General features: G+C 54.4%; 10 protein-coding genes. 2 read left to right on the forward strand and 8 right to left on the reverse strand.

Annotated elements, in window-relative coordinates:
- The first annotated feature begins 47 nt into the window (after positions 1–47).
- Complete coding sequence (locus tag C4H11_RS00330; RefSeq protein WP_106039995.1) at positions 48–1,211, forward strand: M24 family metallopeptidase; 1,164 nt, start codon at positions 48–50, stop codon at positions 1,209–1,211.
- A 98-nt stretch (positions 1,212–1,309) separates the two neighbouring features.
- On the opposite strand, the gene ruvA is transcribed toward C4H11_RS00330, so the two are convergent.
- On the reverse strand, positions 1,310–1,912 hold the full coding sequence (gene ruvA / locus C4H11_RS00335) for a Holliday junction branch migration protein RuvA (RefSeq protein ID WP_106039996.1): 603 nt from the start codon (positions 1,910–1,912) through the stop codon (positions 1,310–1,312).
- A 182-nt stretch (positions 1,913–2,094) separates the two neighbouring features.
- Here ruvA and C4H11_RS00340 point away from each other — a divergent pair, with 182 nt between their 5' ends.
- Complete coding sequence (locus tag C4H11_RS00340; protein WP_106039997.1) at positions 2,095–2,994, forward strand: diaminopimelate dehydrogenase; 900 nt, start codon at positions 2,095–2,097, stop codon at positions 2,992–2,994.
- Positions 2,995–3,055: 61 nt separating this feature from the next.
- Here C4H11_RS00340 and C4H11_RS00345 read toward each other — a convergent pair whose 3' ends face one another.
- From C4H11_RS00345 to C4H11_RS00375, 7 genes are all read right to left on the reverse strand, one after another.
- Positions 3,056–3,310 (reverse strand): hypothetical protein, encoded by a 255-nt coding sequence (locus C4H11_RS00345; protein WP_129588266.1) that lies wholly within the window; start codon positions 3,308–3,310, stop codon positions 3,056–3,058.
- Between the two features lie 236 nt (positions 3,311–3,546).
- Entirely contained in the window at positions 3,547–4,056 is a 510-nt protein-coding gene (locus C4H11_RS00350) for an HU family DNA-binding protein (RefSeq protein ID WP_234819846.1), read from the reverse strand.
- Between the two features lie 505 nt (positions 4,057–4,561).
- Positions 4,562–7,327 carry a fimbrillin family protein gene (locus tag C4H11_RS00355; RefSeq protein WP_106040000.1) on the reverse strand — a complete coding sequence of 922 codons (2,766 nt, stop codon included), beginning with the start codon at positions 7,325–7,327 and terminating at the stop codon, positions 4,562–4,564.
- Between the two features lie 202 nt (positions 7,328–7,529).
- Positions 7,530–8,636: a fimbrillin family protein gene (locus tag C4H11_RS00360; protein WP_106040001.1), complete on the reverse strand. Its 1,107-nt coding sequence runs from the start codon at positions 8,634–8,636 to the stop codon at positions 7,530–7,532.
- A 132-nt stretch (positions 8,637–8,768) separates the two neighbouring features.
- Positions 8,769–9,812, reverse strand: coding sequence for a DUF5119 domain-containing protein (locus C4H11_RS00365; protein WP_106040002.1), 1,044 nt, complete (start codon positions 9,810–9,812; stop codon positions 8,769–8,771).
- A complete protein-coding gene (locus C4H11_RS00370; protein ID WP_106040003.1) occupies positions 9,809–11,050 on the reverse strand; it encodes a DUF3575 domain-containing protein in 1,242 nt (413 codons plus the stop codon). Before C4H11_RS00370 ends, C4H11_RS00365 begins: the two co-directional genes overlap by 4 nt.
- Before the next feature lie 509 nt (positions 11,051–11,559).
- Positions 11,560–12,600, reverse strand: coding sequence for a tyrosine-type recombinase/integrase (locus tag C4H11_RS00375; protein WP_106040004.1), 1,041 nt, complete (start codon positions 12,598–12,600; stop codon positions 11,560–11,562).
- Between the last annotated feature and the right edge of the window lie 90 nt (positions 12,601–12,690).

Consider the following 12,690-nt stretch of genomic DNA (forward strand, 5'->3'; position numbering starts at 1 on the left):
CACTTTTTTCTATATATTTGCACCTCAAAGCCATAAATGACCAATAGATGTTACTACCGGAATTAAAATTGAGACGCGACAGGATTCGCTCTCTGATGGCTCAACAAGACATTGACGCCGCCCTCATCACTTGCAATGTCAATCTGCTGTATACGTATGGACGCGTCGTAAGCGGCTACCTGTATTTGCCATTGCATGCTCCTGCCCGTTTATTCATCAAGCGTCCCAATAATATGACAGGAGAGCACGTGCATCCCATCCGTAAGCCCGAGCAGCTTCCTGAACTGTTGGACGAATGCGGATTGTCCATACCTTCCAGGTTGATGCTGGAGGGAGATGAACTCGCGTTTACGGAGTATAACCGTTTGGCGGCATGCTTCCCGAAGACGGAGGTTGTTCCTTGCGGCACTTCGCTTATACGGAAAGCTCGGAGCATAAAGACCGATATGGAGATTGAGATGTTCCGCCGTTCCGGCATTGCACATGCCAAGGCATACGAACAGATACCCTCGGTCTATCAGCCGGGAATGACCGACCGGCAACTTTCCGTTGAAATAGAGCGCTTGATGCGCTTGGAAGGCGGTTTGGGCATTTTCCGGACATTCGGACAGAGCATGGAGATTTTCATGGGCAGTCTTCTGGCCGGTGATAATGCCATGTATCCTACTCCCTACGACTTTGCCTTGGGAGGCAGAGGTCTCGACCCTTCGCTTCCCATTGGCGTGGATGGTTCTTTATTGCAGCCGGGGCAGAGCTTTATGGTGGATATGGGAGGAAACTTTTATGGCTATATGGGTGATATGAGTCGGGTATTCTCCATCGGTAGGCTACCGGAGAAAGCATACGCTGCGCATCAGACTTGTTTGGAGATACAAGAAGCCGTGGCCGAGAAAGCCAAACCCGGAGTTGTTTGTGAAGACCTTTATAATATAGCCATCAATATGGTGACCAAAGCCGGGTTTGCCGACAATTTTATGGGGACAACCCAAAAAGCCAAATTCATCGGTCACGGCATCGGTCTGGAGATAAACGAGATGCCTGTGCTGGCTCCACGCATGAAGCAGGAACTCGAACCGGGTATGGTCTTTGCATTGGAACCGAAGATTGTTCTTCCCGGCATAGGCCCCGTGGGTATCGAAAATTCTTGGGCAGTTACGGAAGAAGGAGTGGAGAAACTCACGCTATGCAAAGAAGAGATTGTTGAAGTTTAAGTTAGCGGTTAGCGGTTAGTGATTAGTGAACTGCGTTATTAAGAATAAGGCTTGAAGCCGGTCACTAACCACTAACCGTTAATCAACTAACCGCTAATTCACATTCTTTTTAGTGCTATTTTGATGACCTGCTCCACCGGTGCTTGTGGGTCTTCTTGTAGGATGGCAAGCACAACTTTTTGTGAGGGAGCTTGTGCAAAGCCAAGCATGGTGAGGGCTGATATTGCTTCTTCCTGCACTTGTGCGTTGATGGTCGACGCCGGTATGCCCATTATTCCTGCGGTGTCGGTGGCTACGCTGCCGGTTTTAATTTTGTCTTTTAAATCCACAATCACACGTTGGGCGGTTTTCAGACCGATGCCTTTGACGGTTTTCAGCAAGGTGGCATTCTCCGTGCTGATGACATTTATCAGCTCCGAGGGCGAGAGAGCCGAAAGAATCATGCGCGCCGTGTTCCCGCCTATGCCCGATACGGAGATGAGCAGCAGAAACAGTTCCCGTTCTTGTTTGTCGGCAAAGCCATAGAGCGTGTAGGCATCTTCGCGTATGGCCTCGTGTATGTAGAGCTTGCATTCTTTTTTGCCCTGTATGGCGGCGTATGTGTTTAAGGAGATATTGATGCCATATCCCAATCCGTTGCAGTCTATCACTGCGGTAGCCGGTCTCAGTTCGGCTATTTCGCCTTTGATGTATTCTATCATAATCCTATCCTTTTGTATTCTATATCTTATCACCTGCGAATGTAAGCATTATTATCGGAATTCCGGTCACAAAAAAGAGAAAGCGATGTAAAACTTTGAGGCTTCTTGTAGATGAATGTGAACTAAAAAGCTTACTTTTGCGCCTATAAAGTAGAAAACTGATAAATAAAAACAATAAAAAGATGAAAAAGGTAAGAGCAGCTGTTGTGGGGTATGGCAATATCGGTCGTTACGTACTTGAGGCCCTGCAGGCAGCCTCCGATTTTGAGATTGCCGGTGTGGTACGTCGTTCCGGCGCCGATGATTGCCCTGCGGAACTGAGGGAATATCCCGTCGTAAAGACCGTCAAAGAGTTGCGGAATGTAGATGTGGCTATCCTTTGTACGCCTACCCGCAAGGTCGAGGAATATGCGAAAGAGTTTCTGGCTTTAGGCGTCCGTACGGTAGACAGTTTTGATGTCCATGCGGGTATTCCGGCTTTGCGCCGCACGCTCGATGCGGTGGCCAAGGCACACGATACGGTGGCTGTCATATCGGCCGGTTGGGATCCGGGAAGCGACTCCATTGTCCGTGCATTGCTCGAGGCCATCGCCCCCAAAGGCATTACTTATACGAATTTCGGCCCGGGCATGAGCATGGGGCATACGGTAGCCGTAAAGGCCGTCGAGGGGGTGAAGGCGGCTCTTTCCATGACCATTCCTACCGGGACCGGCATCCATCGCCGCATGGTGTACATCGAACTGAAAGAAGGTTATGATTTCGGCAAGGTGGCCGCCGCCATCAAGGCCGACCCCTATTTTGTGAATGACGAGACGCACGTCAAGCTTGTTCCGAGCGTGGATGCCTTGCTCGATATGGGGCATGGTGTAAACCTGACCCGCAAAGGGGTGTCGGGCAAAACGCAGAACCAGCTTTTCGAGTTCAACATGCGCATCAACAACCCTGCCCTTACCGCCCAAATATTGGTATGCGCGGCTCGTGCCGCCATGCGCCGGCAACCGGGTTGCTATACGATGATAGAAATTCCTGTTATCGATTTGTTGCCCGGTGAGCGGGAAGAGTGGATTGCACATCTGGTATAAGACCTTAGGCAAAAGACGTTAGAGATTAGAAATTAGAAACTAGAAACTAGAAATTAGGCCTCTAACGTCCAATCACTGCCGACGCCGCATCCACCAGTCGGTACCTGTGGCACACCTCGAGGACAATCTCCTGCGGGATGTCCGTCACCATGGGCCGTGTCCGTCCGTCTTCGCCGGGCACGTGCCGGAACGGTAGTTGCGGATAGAGTGCGTGCAGCACCAGTGCGGAGCGGTCGTAGGCCGTAGGCGATGCGCCCGTCATGTCAATATCTATAAGGCTGTTCCTGCGTGCCTCCGCCGCCTTCATTTGTTTCATAGTCTGATAAGTTTTCATAAGCATTAGGACATTAGAGGTGAGATATTAGATATTAGAGTTAAACGTAAGGAAGAAGGAAGAAGAAAAATTAAAATCCGCGTCATCTGCGTCTAAAAAATCATCCGCATTGAGAAACAGGAAACGTTACAAGTGCTTCCTGTTAACGATGAGCGATTAGCGCCGCCTCGTTACAGCGCAGCCACTAACCGCTCCAATTAGCCCTAACCGCTAATTTCTCATCCTAACGGGTTCTCCCCTTGACCGCCCGAGCCGCCGGGAGTACCGCCACCGCTGCCGCCACTTTCTCCCGGTGTAGGCAGCCCCTTGGCTTTACGATAGTCCGCCAGCGAAGCGTAGTTGATACCGCTCTCCAGCACGCCGCCGTTCTCGAAGCTGAGGCCTTGCAGGGTCTTTCCTTTCAGCTCTTTGGCAGGGGTGAAGACGATGCGGGGCGACTTAATCATCTTCGCGGAGTTGAACAGGTTGATGTCTTCCACTCCCTCGCTCTTGAAGGTCAGGCGGAAGGTTCCCATGCCGGGCACGTTCACCGTGTGCCCCTGCTGAAGCTGTTGCGGGATGAAGGCCGCCAGCAACTCCATGGCCGATTCCAGTTCGATGGGCGCCGTGGTGGTGTTCTCCGTGGCCACACGGGTCATCACTTTCTGCGCCAGCGGCTTTGCGCTGTTGGGCGTGGCATACCATTTGGCAGGTTCGTTTTTCTTTAAAGGATTCTTCCTTTGCACCAATTTGTAACTTGTGCTTATAATTTTTCCTCCTATAATTTAAAAAGTTAATAAAAAGATATTACACTAAGCAGAAGACTTAAGTCTGTTGCTTCTTATCGTTCATAACACATTTTCTCGTCCGGACAAGCATGCCGGAAGTTGGTTTTATTGCCCCTGCGGGAGGGGTGGTTGTCTCTCTATAGAGGAGGTAATCGCGTCTCTATAGAGAGAGCGGTCACGCCTCTATGGAGAGATTAGCAACGCCTCTATAGAGACGATAGCAACAGCTCTATAGAGACATGACCAGCGCCTCTATAGAGGCGTCACAGCGGCACCCCGATGCCGCATTCATGAAGTTACTGCTTACATATTCCATTGTATCTTATTCAATCATTATATTTTGTATAAAGTGAAACTCTCGGCTTTTTTCGACCGGCTTTGCCGGTATCGGGTTCCTGCGGCTGAAAGCCGCAGGAGAATAAAGCAAATGAAACAAATAAAACCAATGCGGTCGCTTCGCGCTCTTTTATTCTTGGGACGCCCGCACCGAGTAGCCGAAGCTCCGAGGGTCTTTGTCCAGCGGATGCACGATGCTCGAGTTGAAGATTAGGAACCACACGTCTCCCCTGCTGTTCGGTCCCGCCGTACAGTAGTGGGCGAAACTCCCCACGTGTGAGGGAACTGCGGTATTATAGATCCGAAAGCCCGATGCAGGGAAAAAGACGGATGTAGTCTTGCTTGGGTTGCAATAGAAGTTCCAACCTTTGGCCCAAGCTCCTTGTACATTGAACTGGCTGACAGTACCAGTGTTGCCTCCCGTTGTGGAGAAGCCGGTATATACATTGCTTGGCGGTAGCTTATAACCTGCGGGACAAGGGTCGTAGATGGTCTTTACCACGAGGTTGTCGTTGGTTGAGGTAGTGTTATTATTCGCATCCCACAAGTTGTAATATCGGTAGTCCATTTCCCAAATAGTATTAAACGTTCCGGGGTTCATGATACCACGGGTGATGCAGGGGGTGCCGTAAGGAAAGCTTTGGATGGCAGGAAGCTGGTTGGTTTTGACGTTCCCGCCGGCATCATACCATGTCTTGTTAATGCTGTTCGAGCTTCCGCCCGGTCCTTCCAATGCCCCCACGAACGGGTCTTTGCGTCCCCATTGATAATAAGTGTTATTCCCAAGCTCTGTAATGGTATGCGCTTTCTGTTTTACTGTAAACGTCTTTGGGGTAGCCGATGTGTACCCTGCTGTGGGCTTCTGCTTGAAGCGTACCTGCACGGTGCGCTCGGCATATATCACCTCTTTTCCGTCGCACCAGCCGAGGTTGACGGTCATAATCTTGTACTTCTTGTTCTGGTGGTTGGTGATTTCCTTGTCGGGTGTCGTTGTCCCTATGGTTCCCGGCCTGTAGTCCGTCACCCAGATATGCCAGCTCCACAGCACGGTGTTCGAGGCGTCGCGCACCGCTACCACGGCATTGCCTTGGCAGATGGTGGCCTGCCCCACGGTAAACTCGAGGAAATGACCGTCGGCAGATAGCGCCACGTTCGTCACCAAGTTCTGCGCGTCTTGCCAGACGAGCGTACAGTTTGCCGGCATGCAGCCGGCATGGCTGTAGATATAAGGATTGGTAAGCACATTGCCAAGGTGATTGATAAACGGTGTAAGCACATTGCCCCCGCCTGCCGTGGAAGTGTAGGCCGATGTATTCCATCCCGGATTTGAGCCTCCGGGCACTTTGACTTTATCTATCGCGTTGCCGTAAACTAATGGCAGGCGGTATGTTCCCGGAGCGTTCACAATGTAGCAGTTGGCCGTACGCGTCGGGGCAGGGTTGCCCTGATAATCATGCGTGGAGAGGTCGTAATTGGTCACCGGTGGGGTATTCTTTAATGCTACAGTGTGCGGGTTGTCCGGTGCGCTGTTCACCTGCGCCGCCACGGTGGCGGTATAGGGTGCAGCCGAAGTGCCTCCCGTTCCGTTTTCGGTGAAGGTCGTGAGCCATGCGGGCCTGGTGCTGCTCCAGTTTGATCCTCCATTGGTGGAGTATTCCACTTCCCAGGCTATGGGCACGTTGGCCGTTGCTCCTCCTCCGGATACGGAGGCGTAGCTCTTTACGGTGTAGGTGTTGTTTCCTCCTTGATAGGTGTACTCCGCAGGTGCCGTCACCTCCAGCGTGGGGGTCACCGATATGCTTGATGTACTGATGCGGTAGGTCACCGTCTTTCCCATGCCCCACGTCTTTCCGGCTATGTTTGCCGTGAGCGTGCGTTGCGTGTTCGTCAGCTTGTCGGTGTACTTCACCTCCAGCTTTGCCCCCGCGGGCAGCGTCTGCGGTATCATCATGAAGGTGGCGGCAGGTTGCGTTATGGGCGAGCCCGGCACGTTTGGATCGGGCGTCACCGTCGTGAGTGTCTGTGCAAAATCTTTTGGGCTCGAGTGCTCACTCCACACGGTATTGCCTATGCGGTGCGTGGCCGTGCCGTACACCCCCTTGAGCGTTATCTTGGTCACCGTCCCCGGCAGCAAGGCCGTCCCTGTCTCAAAGCGCACAGCGGTGAGCGCATGCTTGAATTTCAGCGGCGCAGGCGTATGCAGCACGCCCGCCACGTCCACCGACGAGGCAGTGAGCAGGTCGGTCTGGTCGGCCACGGCCGCCGGCACGGTATAGCTGAACACGGGCGCTCCCGGCGTGGTGGCGCCCGTGGTGAGCGTCACGCCCGCACAGTGGTGCGGGGCGTAAGCGAAGAATGCAACCTTTTTACTCAAGCCGGGCCAATGGTAGGTCGTACTCCAGCTTTCCGTCTTCTTCACCCGGAGGTCGAAGAAGTAACCAGGGGCAACGGTGTTGTTCCATGTGTCGGTGGATGGGTACACGGCAGCGAACACTGTGGCGTCTGCGTACATGGTGGCGGTAGTCACCGGTGCCGCTTTGGTGGTTGCATCTTCACTTTTTCCGGCAACGCCGGCATCGGCTTCCCTTGCGCCATCTGCCGCCATGTCCTCTTCCGTGAGCGTGTGCAGGTATAGCTGCCTTCCCTCTTCGTCGGTGGTTCCCTCAATGGGAGTTATCTCAACCTGTGGCAACGTATCGGCTGCTGTCCGGGTAGTGGCGTGCTTCGTACCGGCTTCTCCTCTTTCCCGCAGTGTGGTCACTGCAAACCCGATGGTCCTGCCTCGTAGACCTCCACCCTCTTCCTCGTCGGAACAGGCTGTGCACAACAGTAAGGCCATCACACCTGTAAGCAAAAAAGCAACCCCTCCCGGGCAAATAAATCTCATGGTTTTCATAATTATTTGGCTATTAGTGATTAGTTAATAACAACGGCCTTCTTTTTCCTATCCCCCTCCCTATGGGATAGGGGGGTAGGGGAGAGGCTTAGGTTTTGCGGACTGTGGGGGACAGAGAGCTTTCGCCCTCCCCGTCCGCTTGCGGGATCGGTCCAACCCCCGCAGCCCTTAGGTTAGTGGTGTGACTTTCGTAACGAGAGCCTTACAGAGGCATGTTCTCCTCGGGCAGGTTGTCCCAATCGTCAACCGTAACGGTAAACTTGATGGGGCCACCCAATACCGAGTCTCCCCCCTGGCCCGGATTCGGGTCCACATTCGGGTTGTTCGGGTTTTCCGGATCTGTCGGATCCGTCGGATTCGGGTCTATGTTTCCCGCCCCGTTGTTCCCGAGGAAACTCAGCGTGTAAGTGTATTTCTTTCCCGGCAGCCAGTTGGTACTGATTGGCACGGCCGCATATGCGAACTTGTCGGCAGCCCCAGGGAATATTTGCGTCAGGTTGGTTCCGTTCTTGCTGCAAATCTTGCACAGCACGGCGATGTAAGCCCCGTCCGCGCTGGTTCCTTTTGTCCACGGTGTCAGCTGCTGGGGAATCATGAGGAAGTTGCTCTTGGTGATGCTTTGTACTTCGGACGTAAGCGTCAGATCCGCATCGAGGTTTGTTCCGTAATCCTTCGCCGTGGCGGGTGCCGTCCAGTGGCTGGCAGGCAATGTTCCGGTTACCACGGTGGTGGGGAAAGTGAAATTGGCGGTGGAGGATATATGTCCCAGTTTCACGCCCAGCACCTTTATCTCATAGGCCGTGGTGTTGGCCGACTTGGCCTTTACCTCTATCTGCGAGAGGGCATGCTTGAAAGTGAGAGGCACGCCGGAATTCTCGTTGGCGGCTTTCGTCCCGGTGGCGAAGGCTACCACCACATCTTTCTGTTCGGCCACCTTGGCAGCCGGCGAGAAGTTGTTGATGGCGCGGGCGGTCGGGCTCACGGTTACGGTCGTCACATCCACGGGGGCGTAAGCGAAGAAGTTCAGTGTGCCCGTTCCCGGCCAATAGTAAACCTGTGCGGTGTTCCAGCTGGATCCTGTTTTATTCACTTGCAAGTCGGTGAAGAAATTGGCTGCCGCCCCCGTCACATAGGAACTCACCTTGAAGGTCGTGATGTTGTCCGTGGTGATGACCGGTCCACGCGTTACGTTGCCCACCGCCGGACGGAATCTGATGGATCCCCCGTTGTCCGTGCCGGTGGTCTCGTCCTGCGAGCAGGAGGCCAGAGCCAACAAGCCCGCAGCCAAATACAATACATTCTTTTTCATGTTCTTGATAATTTTAATGATTAATAAATAATTGATAATTAAAAAATGAGTGATTATCTGTCTATCTATCGAGTGTCACATCACTATCTCCATTCTGATTTCTTACGTCTAATCTCTAATGTCCGGTATCCTCTACATCTCCACCTCCACATTTTCACCTACCCAGTCGTCCACCGAAGGTTTGAATCCTCCTCCCTCCTCGACAATGGGCTTGGGCAGGTCGAGCCCGTCTATGACGATGTGCACGTTCTTAGGGTCGGGTGCATTGTTCACCTGTGTGGCCACATCGAAGGTGTAGTACTGTTTGTTCCCGTTGGTGAGGATGACGTACAGCGCCAGCGTGCGCATCTTGTTGGCCGATGTGGATAGTCCGAAGGCGAAGCACTCCCCGGTGATGACGGAAGCCACTTCGTCGCTTCTTCCCTCGAAAGGGATCATCGTGCGCAGAGGAGAGCGTTTGCCGCCGGCGACTGTCAGGCAACCCGATAGTCCTGACAGCGAGAAGCTCAGGGCCGATGCGTATTTCAGGTTGCGTGCGTTGCGTATCTCCACCGTGTATCGGGAAGTCTCCTGCACGGGATGGAACGTCACCTCTTGGTCGTAGGGTACTCCGGCTGCCGCTTTTGCCGGCAGTATCTTCATGTCCGTTTTGCTACCCGCCCAGAATCGGTCGGGTGGTAATGCCACAGCCTCTCCGGAGGGATTGGCATCCTTGGGGTTGCTCTGCAATCCCAAGGGTTCGAGCAAGTAGGCGGGACGGGTATATGCCTCGAGGGTCTCGTAACGGTCTGTGCCCCTCAACAGTACGGTCTCCGTATCGTTGTTCATGAACAGAGCCTTATAAGTGCCGTGAGGAATCGCCACCACCCCTCCGGCGGCGTTGTCAAAGTCGTAACGCAATACCTCTCCCTCATTCTCATTTTCGGGATAAAGGTAGAGGCTCATGGTCTTGGCGGTGGCTCCGGGGGCATTACGCCAGTCAAAGACAACATGTACCCTTGACACGGCCGGCTCGGGGTCGCAGAAAGTCTTGTGGTCGCAGGATGAGAGTGTGCCGGTGATGAGTGCGACAATCAGGGCCGCGCAGAGTGTCAGCGCGCCCACGGCGCCGAAGGCCCGCAGCGGGCGGGACGTGAACGGGTGTCTTCCGGTTTTCATCATATTCTCGGTTTTCATCGTTTGCCTCCTTTCTTCGTGTTTACGTTATCATGTCCCAGCAGCCATACCAGCGACACCTCGGCCTTGGTGGGGCCGAACCAGCGGCGCTGCCGGGTGGCCTGCCACAGGTAGCACTCTTTCCGGTGGGTCTCGCACCATCCCTTGGGGATGTACTCGAAGTATTCGCCGCCCAAGTAGCCGATGCCGATGCTGAAGTCGAGGTTCAGCCTGCGTCCGATGGGGGCGGAGTAGCCGTAGGCGATGCCGCCCCCGTAGCTCCAGCGGTCGCCCAGATAGCCCTTGCCGCCCCACTCTAAGTCGTAGGTCAGCAGCTGGCCGTAAAGCCCTATGTGGTGCCCGGTCAGCGGCTTCTTGCCGTAGCTCAGCCAGCGGCGCACCTCCAGGTCGCCGCCATAGATGCGGTGGTAACGGTGGCGGCTGTCGCTCTTGAACCAGGTGTACATCCAGTTGCCGGCTACCGACCAGCCGCGGCCCAAGTAGAACTCCAGCCCGATGTTGGGAACGACCAGGGCGTCATAGAGCAGGTTGGTCTTCAGCGCCATGTAGAAAGGTCTGCGATCCTGCGGCGCTGGTACGGCCTCAGCCTGTTCGGGCGGGAGGATGTAGACGGTGTCCTTCACGGCCTGTTGCGCCTCCTCTGTCTCGTACCACACGTGCAGGGTGGAGGCGCGCAGCTCGGGGAAGAAGCGGCTCTCCATGTAGCGCCAGGCGTAGCCCCCGCCCGCCATGGCCAGACGGCGCTTGCGGCCGTCGGCCACCTTGCCCTCGCGAGTAATCCACTCGGGGGTGTAGCGCAGGATGTCGAGCACCTCGTAGCGGTAGGGCATGTACTCGTCCGCCTGCACGAGCTTTTCCAGTCCCTGCCAGTCCACGCCCTTGGGCACGGTGGAGAGCCACCCGAACTCATGGGGGAAGTAGCCGGAGACCAGCTGCCGGATGGCCTCGGCCCTCCGCTCGGAGAGACGCTGGTTCAATGCCGTGCTTCCCTCGGGGGAGGCGCCTGCGGTGACCCGCAGGCCCCGTATGCGTCGCGAGGGGTCTTGCAGCAGGGTTCTGAAACGCTCGGTGAAGGCGCGTATGCGTGCGCCGTTATCACGGAAATAAGGGTCGAGGCGCGATTCGCCCTGACGGAAATAGACGCGCACGGAGTCCGTGCCCCGGCGCGTGTCGGATTCCTGTCCCCGGGCATGCCCGAGAAAAAGCAGGAGAAGCAGGAGGATCAATGGTCTTTTCATCACGAAGGATTAAAGGTTTATATCTTCTTTTTCATCTTGTCTGTCCTTATGGCGGGAAGGGCATGTGACATGCCTCAAAACCTGCAAGGAAGGAGAACCCAAGACATACACCTCTTGCGAAGAGGTGGGGAAAGGGGGGGGAAGAAGGCAACAGTGGGAAGAAGAGAAAGCCTTGCGCCTGCAATTTCTTAGACGCAGATGACGCGGATGACGCAGATTTCTTTATTTTTTATCCGTATTATCCGCGTCATCCGCGTCTGAAAAATGTCTTTGGCCGGCCGAGGCGGGAGGGGAGGAACATTAACGGCACATGGGAATCCGCGCCGGGACAGATGGGGTGACAGGAGTGCCGGTGTAAACAATATTTATAAAATATTCGTTCTAAAGCTTGTTAATACGAAATAAAAGTTGTTTATTTGCAACGTTTTACGATAAGTATTACACCTCTTCGCAAGAGGTGTGCAAAGAAGCGTCTTTTAAGACAAATTCCTCAAGGCATGGAATCTCTTTCAAGGCATGAGAACTTCTTTCAGCAGTTTGCGGTTGGCCGACGCCAGCCGCTTGTCTTTTATCTCCGTTATGTATATGAGGGTGGTCTTGGTGTCGGTATGCCCCAGTGCCTTGGAGATGACGGGCAGGTCGATATTCTTCTCGTAGGCGATGCTCGCCCACGAGTGGCGGGCGACGTAGGAGGTGAGGTTCTCCTTGATACCCGCCCGCCGTGCCAGCTCCTTGAGCGAGCGGTTGTAGCGGTTCAGGGCCGAAGAATAGGACACCTCGACAAGATTGCCGCCTGCCGGCCCGCCTTTACCGCCGTCTTTCACCTTATATAATATAGGGAATAGATAGTCCGTCCCCTCTGTCTTATACTTGTCCAGTATATCGAGCATGCACGGTTCCAGCCTCACCCTGACCTGCTGCCCCGTCTTGCGCCGGCGGTAGGTCAGCACCCCGTCCTTTATCTGCGAACGCTTCAGGTGAGCCAGGTCAACAAAGGGCATGCCCATGGCGTAGAAAGAGAAGAGGAAGAGGTCGGAAGCCCCTGAACCCCACCCCCCTTCCCCCCTCCCTATGGGGGAGGGGCCGGGGGAGAGGCTGTAGGGGCTTCGGGGGCTTTTCAGCTTCCTTATCTCTTTCTCTCCAATGCTTCTCTTCACCGTCCGCTCGTTGCCGGTGAACACGCCCTTGAAGGGTTCTTTGTCCTTCACGAGGCGTTTCGTGGCGGCTTTGTTGTAGATGGCACGCAGGGAGCGCATGTAGCAGGAGGAGGTGTTGGGGCATACGCCACGGTCGCGCAGCCACCGCTCGTAGTTTCGCACACTGTCGGCGTCGAGCGCCGATACGGGCACGTCCGTGCCGCCGCTGAAGCGGATGAAGGAGCGCACGGCCGTGCGGTAGTTCTCTTGGGTGGAGAGGCTTACACCTTCGGCGGCCGCGTGGACGAAACCGGAAAGCGTAGGGCCGATTTTCTGTGGTTTCCTTACTCTTTTCTCTGTCTTCTTCTCTCCGAAAGAAAACGCTCTCTTGAAATGAAATGGAATATTGAACATCTGTATCGTGATTAATATGATTAACGCGTAAAAATACAGATTATATAAACAATGCCCCCTATAAGCTTTGTGATTGCTTATAAGGGGCTT

Origin of the sequence: Bacteroides zoogleoformans, from assembly GCF_002998435.1 — a bacterium.
GTDB classification, from domain to species: Bacteria; Bacteroidota; Bacteroidia; order Bacteroidales; family Bacteroidaceae; genus Bacteroides; species Bacteroides zoogleoformans.